The sequence below is a fragment of the Streptomyces sp. NBC_01551 genome (assembly GCF_026339935.1).
GTDB lineage: Bacteria > Actinomycetota > Actinomycetes > Streptomycetales > Streptomycetaceae > Streptomyces.
Genome location: NZ_JAPEPX010000001.1, coordinates 1051278 through 1069694, shown reverse-complemented (window position 1 = coordinate 1069694; position 18417 = coordinate 1051278). Strand labels below are relative to the sequence as shown.

Sequence of the window (18417 nt, the reverse complement as noted above, 5' to 3'; positions counted from 1 at the left end):
CGACAGAGGGGCGGTTCCCCTCGGAACCGCCCCTCTTCCCCACCTGCGGGAGAGCTATGCCTTGCGGCCCAGCATCTCCTCGACCCGGCCGCGCACGTCGTCGCTGTCCAGGCCGCGGATCGTCACCGTCGTACGGCGGCGCAGCACGTCGTCGACCGTCTCGGCCCACTCGTTGTCACGGGCGTAGGCGACCTGCGCCCAGATCTCCGGACCGTCGGGGTGGATCCGCTCGGCGAGCGCCGGGTCCTCGTTCGCGAGCCGCGCGATGTCGAAGGCCAGCGAGCCGTAGTGGGACGCCAGGTGACGGGCGGTCAGCGGGTCCATCCGGGTGCCGGGCTCGCGGTCCACCAGCAGGCGGTGCGCGACGGCGTTCGGGTTGGCGACACCGGGCAGCGCGATCCGGCGTACGAGGGACTTCACCGGCTCCATGTCCTCGGTCAGCGGGCTGCCCGGGAGCTTGGCCAGCTTGTCCATGACCACACGGCCGATGTGGCGGTACGTCGTCCACTTGCCGCCGGCCACCGACAGCATGCCGCCGGCGCCCTCGGAGACGACCGTCTCGCGCTTGGCCTTCTCGACACCGCCGGGGCCGCCGGGCAGCACCCGCAGGCCGGCGAAGGCGTACGTCATCAGCGAGCGGTCGAGGTCGGCGTCGTTCACGGAGAACGCCGCCTCGTCGAGGATCTGCTGGATGTCGGCCTCGGTGGCGCGCACGTCCGCCGGGTCGCCCTCGTAGACCTCGTCGGTGGTGCCCAGCAGCAGCTGGTCCTCCCACGGGAGCGCGAAGGTGATGCGGTACTTGTCGATCGGGGTGGCCATGGCGGCCTTCCACGGCGACTTGCGCTTCATCACGATGTGCGCGCCCTTGGACAGGCGGATCGACGGCATCGAGTGCTTGTCTTCCATGCGCCGCAGGTGGTCCACCCACGGGCCGGTGGCGTTGAGCACGACGCGCGCGTCGATCCCGAACTCGGTGCCGTCCAGGCGGTCCTTGAGCTCGGCGCCGCTGACCCGGCCGCGCGTCATGCGCAGACCGGTGACCTCGGCGTGGTTGAGGACGACGGCGCCGGACTCGACGGCCGCGCGGACCGTCATGACGGCGACGCGGGAGTCGTTCATCTGGTGGTCGTAGTAGACCGCGACGGCCTTGAGGTTGTCCGTCTTGAGGCCGGGGTTGTCGGCGACGGCGCGGGCCGGGGATATGACCTTGCCCATGCCGTCGCCGAAGGCCGAGAGGGCGGAGTAGGCGAAGACGCCCGCGCCCAGCTTGGCGGCGCCGACCGGGCCGCCCTTGTAGACCGGCAGGTAGAACGTGAGCGGGTTGACCAGGTGCGGGGCCACGTCCTTGGCCAGCACCCGGCGCTCGTGGTGGTTCTCGGCGACCAGCTTGACCGCGCCGGTCTGCAGGTAGCGAAGACCGCCGTGGACGAGCTTGGAGGAGGCCGAGGAGGTGGCGCCGGCGAAGTCGCCGGCGTCCACCATGGCAACCCGCAGACCCGACTGCGCGGCGTGCCAGGCCACCGAGGTGCCCAGGATTCCACCGCCGATGACCAGCAGGTCGTACGTGGCCTTGGCCAGCTGCTCGCGGGTCTCGGCACGGCTCGGGTTCGAACCGGCGGTCGGGTGCGTGCCCAGTGCGGGAACGCTCTGCAGGCTGCTCATATCTCTCTTAGCTCCTCGTCGATTGACTCAGCTGGTGCGTCAGCTGGCGTCTTCGTCGTCGATCCAGCCCATGGACCGCTCGACGGCCTTGAGCCAGTTCTTGTACTCGCGGTCCCGCTGCTCGGCGGGCATCCGCGGGGTCCACTCCGCCGCGCGGCGCCAGTTGGCGCGCAGGGCGTCGGTGTCGGGCCAGAAGCCGACGGCCAGGCCGGCGGCGTAGGCGGCGCCGAGGCAGGTGGTCTCCGCGACCATGGGACGGACCACGGGGGCGTCCACGAAGTCGGAGAGGGTCTGCATCAGCAGGTTGTTGGAGGTCATGCCGCCGTCGACCTTGAGGGCCGCGAGCTCGACGCCCGAGTCCTTGGTCATGGCGTCGGTGATCTCGCGGGTCTGCCAGGCGGTGGCCTCCAGGACGGCACGGGCGATGTGCGCCTTGGTGACGTACCGGGTGAGGCCGGCGATCACGCCTCGGGCGTCGGAGCGCCAGTACGGGGCGAACAGGCCGGAGAAGGCCGGCACGAAGTAGGCGCCGCCGTTGTCGTCGACCGAGGACGCGAGGGTCTCGATCTCGGCCGCGGTCTTGATCATGCCCATCTGGTCGCGCATCCACTGGACGAGCGAGCCGGTGACGGCGATGGAGCCCTCCAGGGCGTAGACCGGCTTCTGGTCGCCGATCTTGTAGCCGACCGTGGTCAGCAGGCCGCTGTAGGAGTTGATGACCTTGTCGCCGGTGTTCATCAGCATGAACGTGCCGGTGCCGTAGGTGGACTTGGCCTCGCCCTCGGCGAAACAGGTCTGGCCGAAGAGGGCGGCCTGCTGGTCGCCGAGCGCCGAGGCGACCGGGACACCGGCGAGGACGCCGTCCTTGACGTGGCCGTAGACCTCGGCGGAGGACTTGATCTCGGGGAGGACGTTGGTCGGGACCTCCATCGACTCCGCGATCTTGTGGTCCCACTCCAGGGTGTGGAGGTTCATCAGCATGGTGCGCGAGGCGTTGGTGACGTCCGTGACGTGCACGCCGCCCTGGGCGCCACCGGTGAGGTTCCAGATGACCCAGGAGTCCATGGTGCCGAAGAGGATGTCGCCGGCCTCGGCGCGCTCGCGCAGGCCCTCGACGTTGTCGAGCAGCCAGCGCACCTTGGGGCCCGCGAAGTACGAGGCGAGCGGCAGGCCCGTCTCGCGGCGGAAGCGGTCCTGGCCGACGTTGCGGCCGAGCTCCTTGCACAGGGCGTCGGTGCGGGTGTCCTGCCAGACCAGCGCGTTGTGCACCGGCTCGCCGGTGTTCTTGTCCCACAGGACGGTGGTCTCGCGCTGGTTGGTGATGCCGACCGCCTTGACGTCGGCGGCGGTGATCTCGGCCTTGGCGATGGCGCCGGCGACGACCTCCTGGACGTTGGTCCAGATCTCGGTGGCGTCGTGCTCGACCCAGCCCGGCTTCGGGAAGATCTGCTCGTGCTCCTTCTGGTCGACGGCGACGATGCGGCCGTCGCGGTCGAACACGATGCAGCGGGAGGAGGTGGTGCCCTGGTCGATCGCGGCGATGAAGGGGCCGGTGCTGTTCGTCATGGTGACTGCTCCTGGCAGGTCTCTAGGTAGGCGGAATCAGGAGTGCGGTGCGGATCTTGCGATACGAGCCGATGCTGATCAGGCGAACGCGATGTTGTACAGACCACCGGCGACGGCGGCACCGACGAGCGGGCCGACGACCGGGATCCAGGAGTATCCCCAGTCCGAGCCGCCCTTGTTGGGCAGCGGCAGCAGGGCGTGGACGATGCGCGGACCGAGGTCGCGGACCGGGTTGATGGCGTAGCCGGTCGGACCGCCGAGCGAGAGGCCGATGCCGACGACGACGAACGAGGTGATCAGGACGCCGATGACGCCGAGGCCCTTGCCGCCGTCCTGGAGCCCCTGGGTCAGGATCGCCAGGACCAGGACGGCCGTACCTATGATCTCGGTCGCGAGGTTCTGGACGACGTTGCGGATCTCGGGGCCGGTGGAGAAGACACCGAGGACCGGGCCGGCCTGGTCGTGCGGGTGCGGGTCCTCGGGGCCGAGCTTGGCGTCACGGATGTGCTCCGGGTCCGAGAGGTGCGCCAGGAACTGGCCGTAGTACGTGACCCACATCAGGACCGCGCCGAGCATGGCGCCGAGGAGCTGACCGGCGAAGTACACCGGTACGTCGCTCCAGTCGCTGTTCTTGATGGCGAGGCCGACGGTGACGGCCGGGTTGAGGTGCGCACCGGAGAGCGGCGCGGACACGTAGGCGGCGATCAGTACGGCGAAACCCCAGCCGAAGGTGATCGCGAGCCAGCCCGCGTTCCGGGCCTTGGAGCTCTTGAGCGTGACGGCGGCGCAGACGCCGCCACCCAGCAGGGTGAGCAGGGCGGTACCGATGGTCTCGCCGATGAAGATGTCGGAGCTGGACACCCGCGACTCCTTTGTCTTACGTCCAGGGGTGGGCGGACACCGGGTCCCTCCGGTGGTCCACGCACTCGGTGAGTGCTGCACCGGTCCTTGGCCTTGCCACAGCCTAACGCTTATTGCCGGTAGCTGTTCGACAATGCCGACCGATGAACGGCAGTTTTCATCCCGGGTGAAGAACGCGTCAAGGGTTGACCAGGTCAAATGCCGGATCGTTACCACACGGTACGATCGCCCAAATTCAGCCATCCCATGATCAGAAGATGGCGAAATGCACCCCAATGGCGTATGGATCGGCCACCGGGGTGCTCAAAGCAAGGTCAGAACCGGCCCGCGCCAAGGTCGCGCGAAACCGACCGGGCGCAGTCCCGGACCGAGGCAACCAGGGCCGGCCGCGGCTCCCCGGACTCCCCGCAGACCCGCTCCACGGCGCCCGCGACGGCCACCGCGCCCACGGGCATCCGGCGCCGGTCGTGGATGGGCGCGGCCACCGAGGCGATGCCGTCCCAGGTCTCCTCGACGTCCGAGGCCCAGCCGCGGGCCCGGGTCAGGTCCAGCACTTCCTCGAAGCCGACGGCGTCCGTGACCGTCCGGGGCGTGAACGCCTCGCGCTCCACCTCCACGGCCTCCGTGTGCGCCACCGGGTCGAACGCCGACAGCACCTTGCCCAGAGCCGTGGAGTGCAGCGGCTGCATGGCCCCCACCTCCAGCACCTGACGGCTGTCGTCGGGCCGGAACACGTGGTGCATGATCAGCACCCCGCTCTTGTGGAGCACGCCGACGTAGACGCTCTCACCGCTCGCCCGGGCCAGGTCGTCCGTCCACACCAGGGCGCGGGCGCGCAGCTCGTGGACGTCCAGGTAGCTGTTGCCCAGGCGCAGCAGCTCCGCGCCCAGCTGGTAGCGGCCCGAGGCGGGATCCTGCTCCACGAAGCCCTCGGCCTGCAGGGTGCGCAGGATCCCGTGCGCGGTGCCCTTGGCGAGGCCCAGGGCGCCCGCCACGTCCGAGAGACCCAGCCGGCGCTCGCCGCCCGCCAGGAGCCGCAGCATCGCAGCGGCTCGTTCGAGCGACTGGATGTTCCGTGCCATCGTGCAGCCTCCTGCTGACGTAGTTCGACAATGCTGAACAGTATCGGTCGATGTCGACCTTGCGCACGAGGTGCAGGTCATCAGGACAGCCGGTTTCGGCCACGCCGGGAAGCCCCCACGCCCAGAATGCAGTCCGCCACGTGGGACACCTCCACCGGGGCTGTTGCCGCGCGGTTACCCTGACCGCGTGCACCCTTGACGCAGATGGGGTGTAAAGCCGACAGCCGTCGCATTCCAGGGAGCTCAGCCATGGCCTCGTTGCCGAACCTGCCCACCGACCCGCAGAACCGGGCCGATGCCCTCCGCGAGGCGCTCGCGACCCGCGTGGTCGTCGCCGACGGAGCCATGGGAACGATGCTCCAGGCACAGGACCCCACCCTGGAGGACTTCCAGAACCTCGAAGGCTGCAACGAGGTCCTGAACGTCACCCGCCCCGACATCGTGCGCTCCGTCCACGAGGAGTACTTCGCGGTCGGCGTGGACTGCGTCGAGACCAACACCTTCGGCGCGAACTTCGCCGCCCTCGCCGAGTACGACATCCCCGAGCGCAACTTCGAGCTGTCCGAGGCGGGCGCCCGCATCGCCCGCGAGGTCGCCGACGAGTACACCGCCTCCACCGGACAGCAGCGCTGGGTCCTCGGCTCCATGGGCCCGGGCACCAAGCTGCCCACCCTCGGCCACATCGACTACGCCACCATCCGCGACGCCTACCAGGTCAACGCCGAGGGCCTGATCTCCGGCGGCGCCGACGCGCTGCTCGTCGAGACCACCCAGGACCTCCTCCAGACCAAGTCCTCCATCATCGGCGCCCGCCGCGCCATGGAGGCCCTCGGCATCACCGTGCCGCTGATCTGCTCCGTCACCGTCGAGACCACCGGCACCATGCTGCTCGGCTCCGAGATCGGCGCCGCGCTGACCTCGCTGGAGCCCCTGGGCATCGACATGATCGGCTTGAACTGCGCCACCGGCCCCGCCGAGATGAGCGAGCACCTGCGCTACCTCGCCCGCAACTCGCGCATCCCGCTCTCCTGCATGCCCAACGCCGGCCTGCCCGTCCTCGGCAAGAACGGCGCGCACTACCCGCTGTCCGCGAGCGAGCTCGCCGACGCCCAGGAGACCTTCGTCCGCGAGTACGGCCTCTCCCTGGTCGGCGGCTGCTGCGGCACGACGCCGGAGCACCTGCGCCAGGTCGTCGAGCGGGTCCGCGAGCTGAGCCCCGCCGCCCGGGTGCCCCACCCGGAGCCCGGCGCCTCCTCGCTCTACCAGACGGTCCCGTTCCGCCAGGACACCTCGTACATGGCGATCGGCGAGCGGACGAACGCGAACGGGTCGAAGAAGTTCCGCGAGGCCATGCTGGAGGCCCGCTGGGACGACTGCGTGGAGATGGCGCGCGACCAGATCCGCGAGGGCGCGCACATGCTCGACCTCTGCGTCGACTACGTCGGCCGCGACGGCGTCGCCGACATGCAGGAGCTGGCCGGGCGCTTCGCCACCGCCTCGACGCTGCCGATCGTCCTGGACTCCACCGAGGTTCCCGTCATCCAGGCCGGCCTGGAGAAGCTCGGGGGCCGCGCCGTCATCAACTCCGTCAACTACGAGGACGGCGACGGCCCGGAGTCCCGCTTCGCCAACGTCACCCGGCTGGCTCAGGAGCACGGCGCCGCTCTCATCGCCCTGACCATCGACGAGGAGGGCCAGGCCCGCACCGCCGAACACAAGGTCGCCATTGCCGAACGGCTCATCGACGACCTGACGGGCAACTGGGGCATCCACGAGTCCGACATCCTCATCGACACCCTCACCTTCACGATCTGCACCGGCCAGGAGGAGTCCCGGGGCGACGGCATCGCCACGATCGAGGCGATCCGCGAGCTCAAGCGCCGCCACCCGGCGGTGCAGACCACCCTCGGCCTGTCGAACATCTCCTTCGGCCTCAACCCGGCCGCCCGCGTGCTGCTGAACTCGGTCTTCCTCGACGAGTGCGTCAAGGCCGGGCTGGACTCGGCGATCGTGCACGCCAGCAAGATCCTGCCGATCGCCCGCTTCGACGAGGAGCAGGTCAACACCGCCCTGGACCTGATCTACGACCGGCGCGCCGAGGGCTACGACCCGCTGCAGAAGCTGATGGCCCTCTTCGAGGGCGTCAACACCAAGTCCCTCAAGGCCGGCCGCGCCGAAGAGCTCCTCGCGCTGCCGCTCGACGAGCGGCTCCAGCGCCGGATCATCGACGGCGAGAAGAACGGCCTGGAGGCCGACCTCGACGAGGCCCTCCAGACCCGCCCCGCGCTCGACATCGTCAACGACACCCTCCTGGAGGGCATGAAGGTCGTCGGCGAACTGTTCGGCTCCGGCCAGATGCAGCTGCCGTTCGTCCTCCAGTCGGCCGAGGTCATGAAGACCGCCGTCGCCTACCTCGAACCGCACATGGAGAAGACCGACGACGAGGGCAAGGGCACCATCGTCCTCGCCACCGTCCGCGGCGACGTCCACGACATCGGCAAGAACCTCGTCGACATCATCTTGACCAACAACGGCTACAACGTCGTGAACATCGGCATCAAGCAGCCGGTCTCCGCGATCCTCGAAGCCGCGCAGGAGCACAAGGCCGACGTCATCGGCATGTCCGGGCTGCTCGTGAAGTCGACCGTGATCATGAAGGAGAACCTGGAGGAGCTCAACCAGCGCAAGCTGGCCGCCGACTACCCGGTGATCCTCGGCGGCGCCGCCCTCACCCGCGCCTACGTCGAGCAGGACCTCCACGAGATCTACGAGGGCGAGGTCCGCTACGCCCGCGACGCCTTCGAGGGCCTGCGCCTGATGGACGCCCTCATCGCCGTCAAGCGCGGCGTGCCCGGCGCCAAGCTCCCCGAACTCAAGCAGCGCCGCGTCGCCAAGCGCGACACGCCCGTCCTCCAGGTGGAGGAGCCGGACGAGCCGGGGGGCCGCTCCGACGTCTCCGTCGACAACCCCGTGCCCACCCCGCCGTTCTGGGGCACCCGCGTCGTCAAGGGCATCCCGCTCAAGGACTACGCCTCCTGGCTGGACGAGGGCGCCCTCTTCAAGGGCCAGTGGGGCCTGAAGCAGGCCCGCGCCGGCGGCGCCACGTACGAGGAGCTCGTCGAGAGCGAGGGCCGGCCGCGGCTGCGCGGCCTGCTCGACAAGCTGCACACCGAGAACCTCCTGGAAGCGGCCGTCGTGTACGGCTACTTCCCCTGCGTCTCCAAGGGCGAGGACCTGATCATCCTCGACGACGCCGGCAACGAGCGGACCCGCTTCACCTTCCCGCGCCAGCGCCGCGGCCGCCGGCTCTGCCTCGCGGACTTCTTCCGCCCGGAGGAGTCCGGCGAGACCGACGTGGTCGGCCTCCAGGTCGTCACCGTCGGCTCGAAGATCGGCGAGGCCACCGCCAAGCTGTTCGAGTCCGACTCCTACCGCGAGTACCTGGAGCTGCACGGCCTCTCCGTCCAGCTCGCCGAGGCCATGGCCGAGTACTGGCACGCCCGCGTCCGCGCCGAGCTCGGCTTCGGCGGCGAGGACCCGGCCGCCGTCGAGGACATGTTCGACCTCAAGTACCGCGGCGCCCGCTTCTCCCTCGGCTACGGCGCCTGCCCCGATCTGGAGGACCGCGCCAAGATCGCCGACCTCCTCCAGCCGGAGCGGATCGGCGTCCACCTGTCCGAGGAGTTCCAGCTCCACCCGGAGCAGTCCACCGACGCCATCGTCATCCACCACCCCGAAGCGAAGTATTTCAACGCACGCTGACGCGGACCGACGTACACTTGTCGGTCCCATACAGGCCGGTCGCCTGTTCCCCGGGGGAATGCCCGTGGGGAGACGGCGGCCGGCCTTCTCGTCCCCTGAGAGAGGCGTGCCGCATGACCAGCACCGTTCCCGCCCCCGTCGCCCGCACGGCCGACGGGCATGCCCTCCAGGCGGTGCTGCTCGACATGGACGGCACCCTCGTCGACACCGAGGGCTTCTGGTGGGAGATCGAGGTGGACGTCTTCGGCGAGCTCGGCCACCGCCTCGACGAGTCCTGGCGCGACATCGTCGTCGGCGGCCCCATGACCCGCAGCGCCACCTTCCTCATCGAGTCCACCGGCGCAGCCATCACCCTGGCGGAGCTGAGCGTCCTGCTCAACGAGCGCTTCGAGGCCCGCATCGCCGACCAGGTGCCGCTCATGCCCGGCGCCGAGCGGCTGCTGGCCGAGCTGGCCCTGCACAACGTGCCCACCGCCCTCGTCTCCGCCTCGCACCGCCGGGTCATCGACCGGGTGCTGCGCTCCCTGGGCCCCGAGCGGTTCGCGCTGAGCGTCGCGGGCGACGAGGTGCCCCGTACCAAGCCGCATCCCGACCCGTACCTGCTCGCCGCCCGCACCCTGGGCGCCCACCCCTCGCGGTGCGCCGTCATCGAGGACACCGCCACCGGGGTGGCCGCCGCCGAGGCGGCCGGCTGCCGGGTCGTGGCCGTTCCCTCGGTCGGCATGATCCCGCCCGCCCCGGGCCGCACGATCGTCGGCTCGCTGGAGGACGTGGACCTGTCCTTCCTGCGCTCCCTCATCACTCCGATGAACTGACCGCATACGCTCCGTACCGAACGGAACGTGCATAAAAACACGCCCGACGGAAGATTCTTCCGCCGAAGGCCCCGGAGGCTGAAATTCCATCCCCTCCGGGGCAGTTGCCCCGGGTGACCTTGGTCACGCGTCAAGCCCCCGACGGACCTGTCCGGACCCCTCGGGGGCTTCCTTTGTGTCCGGATTGATCAGCTCCTGACCCAATCTGCGGCGACCCCGGCATGAACAGGCAGTCCGCTCCCATCACCGTGCGATTACGCCCCAACTCGGGCCAGTTCCAGCCATCCCGTCCAGGGCCACTACTGTCAATCCGGGCACCGCGCCGCACCGCAGCCGTCCCGGACGCACACCCCTGTGCCGAGACCGCGTGGACCGATCGTCACAACACCGGCCCGATCGTTCCGCCCTGAACGGGCGACCGTCGCGAGTGCCCTTTACGCCGCTTTGAGCAAGTGCCGGTATAGGGAGTACTTCCAGCATGAACCGCAAGACCATGGTGCTGACGGCCGCGGCCGGACTGCTCACCCCCGCGCTGGCCGCCTGCGGCACCGCGACCGGCGGAGGAGCGGGCTCCGGAGCGATCGTCGTCGGCACCACCGACCGGTTCGAGGCCGCCGACTACGCGCCCGCCCCGTTCGACCCGGCCTACGCCTACGACGCCGGGGCCTGGAACGTACTGCGCCAGACCGTCCAGACGCTGATGCACACCCCGCGCGGCGGCGGCCAGCCCGTCCCCGAAGCAGCCTCCGACTGCCGCTTCACCGACACCGGCAACGAGAGCTACCGCTGCGTCCTGCGCCCCGGGCTGAAGTTCGCCGACGGCGAGCCCCTCACCGCCAAGGACGTCAAGTTCTCCATCGACCGCGTCCGCGCGATCAAGGACGAGAACGGCCCCTCCTCGCTGCTCTCCACCCTCGACACCGTCGAAGTCAAGGGCGCCGACACCGTCGTCTTCCACCTGAAGACCCCGGACGCGACCTTCCCGTACAAGCTCGCCACCCCCGCCGCGGGCATCGTCAGCGCGAAGAACTACGACGCCAAGAAGCTCCGCGAAGGCTTCGCCATCGACGGCTCCGGCCCCTACACCATGAAGGCCGAAGTCAAGGAAGGCCACCTCGTCCGCGCCGTCTTCAGCAAGAACCCCCACTACAAGGGCGACATCAAGCTGCAGAACGACAAGGTCGAACTGCGCACCTTCGACGACTCCGCCGCCATGGGCAAGGCACTGGCCGCCGGATCCGTCCACATGGTCTCCCGCACCCTGTCGCCCGCCCAGATCGCCGAGTTCTCCGCCAAGCCCCCCAAGGGCGTCAAGCTGACCCCCCTGCCCGGCCTGGAGATCCGCTACCTCGGCTTCAACACCGAGGCCCCCGTCGTCAAGGACAAGGCAGTACGCCAGGCCCTCGCCGCCGCCGTCGACCGGGGCGCCCTCGTCTCCAAGGTCTACGGCAAGTCCGCGCAGCCCCTGTACTCCCTGGTCCCCACCAGCGTCAACGGCCACGTCAACTCCTTCTTCAACAAGTACGGCGACGCCAACACCACCAAGGCCGCCGCACTCCTGAAGGACGCCGGGATCAAGACCCCCGTCAAGCTGACCCTGACCTACACCGCCGACCACTACGGCGACGGCACCGCCGCCGAGTTCGAGGCCCTCAAGACCCAGCTGAACTCCACTCAGCTCTTCGACATCACCGTCCAGGGCAAGGAATGGTCCGAATTCCGGCCCGCCCAGAAGAAGGGCGACTACGCCGCCTACGGGCTCGGCTGGTTCCCCGACTACCCGGACGCCGACAACTTCCTCGCCCCGTTCCTGGAGCAGGACAACTTCCTGGGCACGCCGTACGCCAACGCCGCGGTGCGCACCAAGCTCATCCCCGAATCCCGCCGCGCGGCCGACCGCGGTGTCGCCGCCGGCGCGATCTCGGAGATGCAGGACATCGTCGCCGAGGACGTACCCGTCCTGCCCCTGTGGCAGGGCAAGCAGTACGTCGCCGCGCGCGACGGGATCACCGGAGTGGAGTGGTCGGTCAACGCCATCTCCGACCTCCAGCTGTGGGAACTCGGCCGCGGAGTCAGCGGCTGAGAACGGCACCAACCGGCAGCGGAACTCGCGAGCCGGCCAGAACGAAACAGTTCGACTGTGAAGGACGTTCGCGTGATGAGACGTAACCAGTGGTTGGCGGCCCCGCTCGGCGCAGCCACCGCCGCCGCGCTGCTCAGCGGTTGCGGTTCGCAGGATGGCACGGCCGCGGGCGGCGGCAAGGGCGTGGTCATGGGCATATCCGACAAGGTCAAGGCCACCGACCCCGCGTCGGGCTACGACCCGGGCTCGTGGCTGCTCTTCAACAACGTCTTCCAGTCCCTGCTGAGCTTCCCCAAGGGCGGCACCGCGCCGGAGCCCGACGCCGCGCAGGCCTGCAACTTCGAGGGCGGCGACAGCAAGGTCTTCAAGTGCGTCCTGCGCTCGGGCCTGAAGTTCAGCAACGGCAACAGCCTGACCTCGAAGGACGTCAAGTACTCCTTCGAGCGCACGCTGAAGATCAACGACGAGAACGGCCCCGCCGTCATGCTCTCGTCGATCTCCAGCATCGAGGCCCCCGACGACAAGACCGTCATCTTCCGCCTCAAGACCTCCGACGCGACCTTCCCCAGCAAGATCGCCTCGGGCGCCGGCGCCATCGTCGACCACACCGAGTACCCGGCCGACAAGCTCCGCACCGACAACAAGGCCACCGGCTCCGGTGTCTACAAGCTCGACTCGATCAACGACAAGAGCGCCAGCTTCTCCGTCAACGAGTCGTACTCGGGCAAGGCCAAGGCGAAGAACAACGGCGTGACCATGAAGTTCTTCACCGACGACCAGGCAGCCCTGAAGAAGGTCCTGGAAAGCGGCGACGTCGACTTCGCCTACCGCGGCCTCGCCGCCAAGGACATCGCCGAACTCTCCAGCCGGACCGGCGACCAGAAGATCGACGTCGTCCAGGGCACCGGAGCCGAGGTCCAGCACCTCGTCTTCAACATGAACGACCCGGTCGCCGGAAAGCTCCCGATCCGCAAGGCCATGGCCTACCTCGTGGACCGCGAGGCCCTCGTCCAGGGCGTCTACCAGGGCACCGCGACCTCGCTGTACTCGATCATCCCGGCCGGCATCGGCTCGCACAACACCGCGTTCTTCGACCGCTACGGCGGCACCCCGCAGCCCGAGAAGGCCAAGGCCGTGCTGCGCGCGGCCAACATCAAGGACAAGGTCAAGCTGACCCTGTACTCGACGCCCACCCGCTACGGCCCGGCCATGGACCAGGAGTTCCAGGCCATCGCCAAGATGCTCAACGACAGCGGCCTCTTCGAGGCCGACGTCAAGTCGGTGCCCTTCGACCAGTACGAGAAGGACATCAAGGCCGGCAAGTACGGCGTCTACGCGCTCGGCTGGGTCCCCGACTACCCGGACGCCGACAACTTCACGCAGCCGTTCTTCGGCCCGGACAACGTCCTCGGCAACAACTACGAGAACAAGGAGATCAGCGGGACCATCATCCCGTCGACCTCCGCCAAGTCCGACCGCACCGCGGCCACCGTCGACTACGGCCGCCTCCAGGACATCGTCGCCGAGGAGATCCCGATCCTCCCGCTCTGGCAGGGCAAGCAGTACGCCGTCACCCGCCAGAACGTGACCGGCCTGCAGTGGTCCCTGGACGCCTCGACCGTCTTCCGCTTCTGGGAGATCTCCAAGGGCTGACACGCCCGGTACGCCTGGCACGCCTGAAAAGCCAACGGGCCGGCAACCGCGTCACGCGGCTGCCGGCCCGTTCGCACGGCCGCCCACTGCCCGCTGCCTACTGCCCGGCTCCCGGACGCACCAGGCCGCTCTCGTACGCGTACACCGCCGCCTGCACCCGGTCACGCAGCCCCAGCTTCGTCAGGACGTGCCCCACGTGCGTCTTCACCGTGGTCTCGCTGACGAACAGATCCGCTGCGATCTCCGCGTTCGACAACCCCCGGGCCACCAGCTTCAGCACCTCGACCTCGCGCTCCGTCAGCGTGCCGAGCGTGTTCGGGACATCGTCCTCACCCGACGGCAGGTGCCCCGCGTACTTGTCCAGCAGCCGCCGCGTGATGCTCGGCGCCAGCATCGCCTCACCGGCCGCCACCACCCGGATCGCCTGCACCAGCTCATTGGCCGGCGCGTCCTTCAGCAGGAACCCGCTCGCCCCCGCCCGCAGCGCCTCCACCACGTACTCGTCCAGATCGAACGTGGTCAGCACGAGCACCTTCGCCGGCCCGTCCCGTCCCGGCCCGGTGATCTGCCGGGTCGCCTCCACCCCGTCCATCCGCGGCATCCGGATGTCCATCAGCACCACGTCGGGCTGCAACGCCCGCACCTGGTCCAGCGCCTGCAGACCGTCCCCGGCCTCACCGACCACCGCCAAGTCCTGTTCGGCCTCCAGGATCATCCGGAAACCGGTGCGCAGCAGCGGCTGGTCGTCGACCAGAAGGACGCGGATCGCCACGGGGTCTACCTCGTATTCGTCGGACGGCTTCGGCGGACCCCGCCCATTCTGCCCTGGCCCGGCGATCAGGAATCCGCCGGGCGTGCCGCCTCCGCACGCGGGACGATCACCAGCGGGTACGGCGGGGGAGTCCCCCCGAACTCCGGACACACCGCCTGATGATCACACCAGCCGCACAGCTTCGTCGGCCGCGGCCGCCAGTCCCCCGTCTCCGTCGCCTCCCGGATCGCCTCCCACAGCGCGTGCAGCTTGCGCTCCACCCGCTCCAGATCCGCGACCACCGGGTCGTACGTCACCACGTCCCCGCTGCCCAGGTACACCAGCTGCAGCCGCCGCGGCACCACCTGCTTCAGCCGCCACACCACCAGCGCGTAGAACTTCATCTGGAACAGCGCGCCCTCCGCGTACTCAGGCCGCGGCGCCTTGCCCGTCTTGTAGTCGACGATCCGCACCTCACCCGACGGCGCCACGTCCACCCGGTCGATGATCCCGCGCAGCCGCAGCCCCGAATCCAGCTCCGTCTCCACGAAGAACTCCCGCTCCACCGGCTCCAGCCGCGTCGGGTCCTCCAGCGTGAACCACCGCTCCACCAGCGCCTCGGCCTCCGTCAGCCACCGCGCCAGCCCCGCCCCCTCGTCCCCCTCCGGGAACAGCTCCGTCAGCTCCGGCTTCGCCTCCAGCAACCGGTCCCACTGCCCCGGGATCAACGCCTTCGCCCGCGGCGCCGTCCGCTCCTGCGCCGGATGATCGAAGAGCCGCTCCAGCACCGCGTGCACCAGCGTCCCCCGCGTCGCCGCCGCACTCGGCTTCTCCGGCAGCCTGTCGATCACCCGGAACCGGTACAGCAACGGACACCGCATGAAATCGCTCGCCCGCGAAGGAGACAGCGAACTCGGCCGCGCGGCACTCACCACGGCGTCGGCCTCGGCGTCGGCAGCGGCAGAGGCATCAGCGGCAGCGGTGTCGGCATCGGCGGCACCGGGAACGGAACCGGGGGGCGTCGTCATACCCAAAACAGTACGACCCCTCACCGACAGCACGTGCGTACCATCGACGCCGGCCCCCCTCGCACTGCATGATCGGTGCATCACACCGCGCTACGACCCGACCCGCCCCGCACCGGGACCGCGCGGGAACCACAATGGAAACCACCGGCGGAACCGACCCGGCGGACAGCACCGAACGAAGGACAGCCGTGGCAGACACCGACCAGACCGGCGAGCGCGCGAGCCGGCGCTCCGACCCGGGCGGCGGAATCCTCATGGGCCGCCCCTTCGGCGTGCCCGTCTACGTCTCGCCCAGCTGGTTCCTCGTCGCCGCCCTCATCACCTGGGTCTTCGGCGACCAGCTCGACCGGATCCTCCCCGACCTCGGGCCCGTCCGCTACCTGGTCTCCCTCTTCTTCGCCGTCGCCTTCTACGCCTCCGTCCTCGTCCACGAACTCGCCCACACCATCGCCGCCCTCCGCTTCAAACTCCCCGTCCGCCGCATCCAGCTCCAGTTCTTCGGCGGAGTCTCCGAGATCGAGAAGGAATCCGAGACCCCCGGCCGCGAATTCGTCCTCGCCTTCGTCGGCCCCCTGCTCTCCCTCGTCCTCGCCGGACTCTTCTACCTCGGGATGAAGGCCGTCGACCCCGCCACCGTCCCCGGCGTCCTCCTCGCCGGCCTGATGATCTCCAACCTCCTCGTCGCCGCCTTCAACCTGCTGCCCGGCCTCCCCCTCGACGGCGGCCGCATGCTCCGCGCCGTCATCTGGGGCATCACCGGCAAACCCATGACCGGCACCATCGCCGCCGCCTGGGTCGGCCGCGGCCTCGCCGTCGCCGTCCTCCTCGGCCTGCCCCTGCTCACCCACACCGGAGCCCTCGGCAACCGCGGCACCGAAATCGGCGGCATGAACACCGTCATGGACGCCCTGCTCGCCGCGATCCTCGCCGCCATCATCTGGACCGGCGCCGGCAACAGCCTGCGCATGGCCCGGCTGCGCGAACACCTCCCCGAACTCCAGGCCCGCGCCCTCACCCGCCGCGCCATCCCCGTCGAGAACGCCACCCCGCTCTCCGAAGCGCTGCGCCGCGCCAACGAAGCCGGCGCCCGCGCCCTCGTCGTCGTCGACGGACACGGCGACCCCACCGCCATCGTCCGCGAGAGCGCCATCGCCTCCGTACCCGAACACCGCCGCCCCTGGGTCGCCGTCAGCACCCTCGCCCAGGACCTCACCGACGGCATGAAGGTTTCAGCGGAACTCACCGGCGAAGAACTCCTCGAACACCTCCGCGCCACCCCCGCCACCGAATACCTCGTCGTCGAAACCGGCGGCGAGATCTACGGCGTCCTGTCCACCCTCGACGTCGAGAAGGCCTTCGTGAAGGCCATGGCGCGGCCCCAGTCCTGAAGCCAATACACTGGTCACATGTCCGAACCGACCGGTGCCGCCCGCCGACGCGGGCCCTTCGAGGTCGGGGACCAGGTTCAGCTCACCGACCCCAAGGGCCGCCACTACACGTTCACGCTCGAAGCCGGGAAGAATTTCCACACCCACAAGGGTTCCTTCCCCCACGACGAGCTGATCGGTGCCCCCGAGGGCAGTGTTGTCCGTACCACGGGCAACGTCGCCTACCTCGCGCTGCGTCCCCTGCTCCCCGACTATGTCCTGTCCATGCCCCGCGGTGCCGCCGTGGTCTACCCCAAGGACGCGGGCCAGATCCTGGCCTTCGCCGACATCTTCCCCGGCGCCCGCGTCGTGGAGGCGGGTGTCGGATCCGGCTCCCTGAGCAGCTTCCTGCTGCGCGCCATCGGCGACCAGGGCATGCTCCACAGCTACGAGCGCCGCGCCGACTTCGCCGAGATCGCCACGGCCAACGTCGAGCGCTACTTCGGCGGCCCGCACCCCGCGTGGCAGCTCACCGTCGGCGACCTCCAGGACAACCTGTCCGACACGGACGTCGACCGCGTGATCCTCGACATGCTCGCCCCCTGGGAGTGCCTGGAGGCCGTCTCCAAGGCCCTGGTCCCCGGCGGCATCCTGTGCTGCTACGTGGCCACCACCACCCAGCTCGCCCGCACCGTCGAATCCATCCGCGAGTTCGGCTGCTATGCCGAGCCGCAGCCCTGGGAATCGATGATCCGCAACTGGCACGTCGAGGGCCTGGCCGTCCGCCCGGACCACCGGATGATCGGCCACACCGGCTTCCTCGTCACCGCCCGCCGCCTCGCGGACGGCGTCGAGCCCCCGATGCGCCGCCGCCGCCCCGCCAAGGGCGCCTACGGCGAGGACTACGACGGACCCGGCAGCCAGTCCGGCGGCTCCGCCGACCGGGCCGACCGCGGCGACCGGGGCTGACCCCACCCGGACCGGCCACCCGGCACCCAACACACAGGCGCTGTGGCGCAGTTCCCCGAAGCGATCGGGAACTGCGCCACAGCGCCTTTTCGTTGCCCCGCGCACCGGGCGGACCCAGCCGTTCCACCTCCGTGTGAGGTGTGGCACGATGCTGGCGCCACGTCACCCTTCGCACAGGAGACACCCCGCGTGCCGCACAGCCCCGCCGAGCTCGCGCCAACGTTGGAAACCCTGGCGCACCACCACACCCGGCCCGTCCACTGGCTCGCCACCGCCTCGGCCATGGCCGCCGTCATCGCAGCCGCGGGCCTCGTCCAGCCCTCCGCAGGCGCCACCACCCGCTCCGGCGCCCCGGCCGGAGCCTCCGGCGCCGCCGCGGCCGGCCCCCAGGCCACCGCTCCCGACGCGCGGGCCCTCACGTACCCCCTGGACTGCCACGGTCTCCCGCAGGCCGTCACCGACACCGCCGAGGGCGACCTCGACGGCGACGGCCGCCCCGAGACCGTCGCCGCCGTCCGCTGCGACGCCGGCTCCGGCACCCCGCCCCACGCGGTCTACGTACTGACCCGGGACAAGGGTGCGGACGCCCGCGCCCGGGTCGTGGCCACCCTGCTCGACACCGCCCGGCGGCAGACCGCCGCCGACCTCACCGTGCGCGACGGGGTCGTCACCGCGAGCCTTCTCGGCTACTCCTCGCCCGACGTCCCGCGCTCCAGCCCCGACACGAAGCAGCTCGCCAAGTGGCGCTGGAGCGACGGGAAATTCCGCCAGGAGCTGACGGACTCGGCCGCCGCGCGGGTTTGAAGCGTCACAAGCCC

13 protein-coding genes are annotated in these 18417 nt (G+C 69.9%); 7 read left to right on the top strand and 6 right to left on the bottom strand.

Going from position 1 to position 18417, the window contains the following annotated elements; all coding sequences use genetic code 11:
- Positions 1-54: 54 nt before the first annotated feature.
- From OG982_RS04670 to OG982_RS04655, 4 genes are all read right to left on the bottom strand, one after another.
- Positions 55-1662, bottom strand: a complete 1608-nt coding sequence (locus OG982_RS04670; RefSeq protein WP_266789461.1) for a glycerol-3-phosphate dehydrogenase/oxidase — start codon at positions 1660-1662, stop codon at positions 55-57.
- 39 nt (positions 1663-1701) lie between these two features.
- Complete coding sequence (glpK, locus tag OG982_RS04665; RefSeq protein WP_266789462.1) at positions 1702-3228, bottom strand: glycerol kinase GlpK; 1527 nt, start codon at positions 3226-3228, stop codon at positions 1702-1704.
- A 78-nt stretch (positions 3229-3306) separates the two neighbouring features.
- Positions 3307-4089 carry an MIP/aquaporin family protein gene (locus tag OG982_RS04660; protein WP_266789463.1) on the bottom strand — a complete coding sequence of 261 codons (783 nt, stop codon included), beginning with the start codon at positions 4087-4089 and terminating at the stop codon, positions 3307-3309.
- Positions 4090-4403: 314 nt separating this feature from the next.
- A complete protein-coding gene (locus OG982_RS04655; RefSeq protein ID WP_266789464.1) occupies positions 4404-5171 on the bottom strand; it encodes an IclR family transcriptional regulator in 768 nt (255 codons plus the stop codon).
- A gap of 249 nt (positions 5172-5420) precedes the next feature.
- On the opposite strand from OG982_RS04655, the gene metH reads away from it, so the two are divergent.
- The 4 genes from metH (at position 5421) to OG982_RS04635 (ending at position 13484) form a co-directional block, all read left to right on the top strand.
- Positions 5421-8933, top strand: a complete 3513-nt coding sequence (metH, locus tag OG982_RS04650) for a methionine synthase (RefSeq protein ID WP_266947966.1) — start codon at positions 5421-5423, stop codon at positions 8931-8933.
- Positions 8934-9046: 113 nt separating this feature from the next.
- Positions 9047-9748, top strand: a complete 702-nt coding sequence (locus OG982_RS04645) for an HAD family phosphatase (protein ID WP_266789467.1) — start codon at positions 9047-9049, stop codon at positions 9746-9748.
- 478 nt (positions 9749-10226) lie between these two features.
- A complete protein-coding gene (locus OG982_RS04640) occupies positions 10227-11831 on the top strand; it encodes an ABC transporter substrate-binding protein (RefSeq protein WP_266789469.1) in 1605 nt (534 codons plus the stop codon).
- Positions 11832-11906: 75 nt separating this feature from the next.
- A complete protein-coding gene (locus OG982_RS04635) occupies positions 11907-13484 on the top strand; it encodes an ABC transporter substrate-binding protein (protein ID WP_266789470.1) in 1578 nt (525 codons plus the stop codon).
- 97 nt (positions 13485-13581) lie between these two features.
- Here OG982_RS04635 and OG982_RS04630 read toward each other — a convergent pair whose 3' ends face one another.
- Both OG982_RS04630 and OG982_RS04625 read right to left on the bottom strand, forming a co-directional pair.
- The gene (locus OG982_RS04630) at positions 13582-14256 is read right to left on the bottom strand and encodes a response regulator transcription factor (protein ID WP_266789472.1); all 675 of its coding nucleotides are present in this window, start codon (positions 14254-14256) and stop codon (positions 13582-13584) included.
- Between the two features lie 65 nt (positions 14257-14321).
- On the bottom strand, positions 14322-15263 hold the full coding sequence (locus tag OG982_RS04625) for a RecB family exonuclease (RefSeq protein ID WP_266789474.1): 942 nt from the start codon (positions 15261-15263) through the stop codon (positions 14322-14324).
- A 68-nt stretch (positions 15264-15331) separates the two neighbouring features.
- Between OG982_RS04625 and OG982_RS04620 the strand changes: the two genes are divergently transcribed.
- The 3 genes from OG982_RS04620 to OG982_RS04610 all read left to right on the top strand — a co-directional run bounded on the left by OG982_RS04620 (position 15332) and on the right by OG982_RS04610 (position 18403).
- Positions 15332-16651 (top strand): site-2 protease family protein, encoded by a 1320-nt coding sequence (locus OG982_RS04620; RefSeq protein WP_266789476.1) that lies wholly within the window; start codon positions 15332-15334, stop codon positions 16649-16651.
- An 18-nt stretch (positions 16652-16669) separates the two neighbouring features.
- The gene (locus tag OG982_RS04615) at positions 16670-17599 is read left to right on the top strand and encodes a tRNA (adenine-N1)-methyltransferase (protein ID WP_266789477.1); all 930 of its coding nucleotides are present in this window, start codon (positions 16670-16672) and stop codon (positions 17597-17599) included.
- Positions 17600-17881: 282 nt separating this feature from the next.
- Positions 17882-18403, top strand: a complete 522-nt coding sequence (locus OG982_RS04610; protein WP_266792222.1) for a hypothetical protein — start codon at positions 17882-17884, stop codon at positions 18401-18403.
- The last annotated feature ends 14 nt before the right edge of the window (positions 18404-18417 follow it).

What these genes read in the sequence shown, in the direction of transcription:
- OG982_RS04645 (WP_266789467.1), top strand. Translation starts at nt 9,047, where the DNA reads ATGACCAGCACCGTTCCCGCCCCCGTCGCCCGCACGGCCGACGGGCAT.
- OG982_RS04620 (WP_266789476.1), top strand. Translation starts at nt 15,332, where the DNA reads ATGATCGGTGCATCACACCGCGCTACGACCCGACCCGCCCCGCACCGG.
- OG982_RS04670 (WP_266789461.1), bottom strand. Translation starts at nt 1,662, where the DNA reads ATGAGCAGCCTGCAGAGCGTTCCCGCACTGGGCACGCACCCGACCGCC.
- OG982_RS04615 (WP_266789477.1), top strand. Translation starts at nt 16,670, where the DNA reads ATGTCCGAACCGACCGGTGCCGCCCGCCGACGCGGGCCCTTCGAGGTC.
- OG982_RS04610 (WP_266792222.1), top strand. Translation starts at nt 17,882, where the DNA reads ATGGCCGCCGTCATCGCAGCCGCGGGCCTCGTCCAGCCCTCCGCAGGC.
- metH (WP_266947966.1), top strand. Translation starts at nt 5,421, where the DNA reads ATGGCCTCGTTGCCGAACCTGCCCACCGACCCGCAGAACCGGGCCGAT.
- OG982_RS04635 (WP_266789470.1), top strand. Translation starts at nt 11,907, where the DNA reads ATGAGACGTAACCAGTGGTTGGCGGCCCCGCTCGGCGCAGCCACCGCC.
- OG982_RS04625 (WP_266789474.1), bottom strand. Translation starts at nt 15,263, where the DNA reads ATGACGACGCCCCCCGGTTCCGTTCCCGGTGCCGCCGATGCCGACACC.
- OG982_RS04655 (WP_266789464.1), bottom strand. Translation starts at nt 5,171, where the DNA reads ATGGCACGGAACATCCAGTCGCTCGAACGAGCCGCTGCGATGCTGCGG.
- glpK (WP_266789462.1), bottom strand. Translation starts at nt 3,228, where the DNA reads ATGACGAACAGCACCGGCCCCTTCATCGCCGCGATCGACCAGGGCACC.
- OG982_RS04640 (WP_266789469.1), top strand. Translation starts at nt 10,227, where the DNA reads ATGAACCGCAAGACCATGGTGCTGACGGCCGCGGCCGGACTGCTCACC.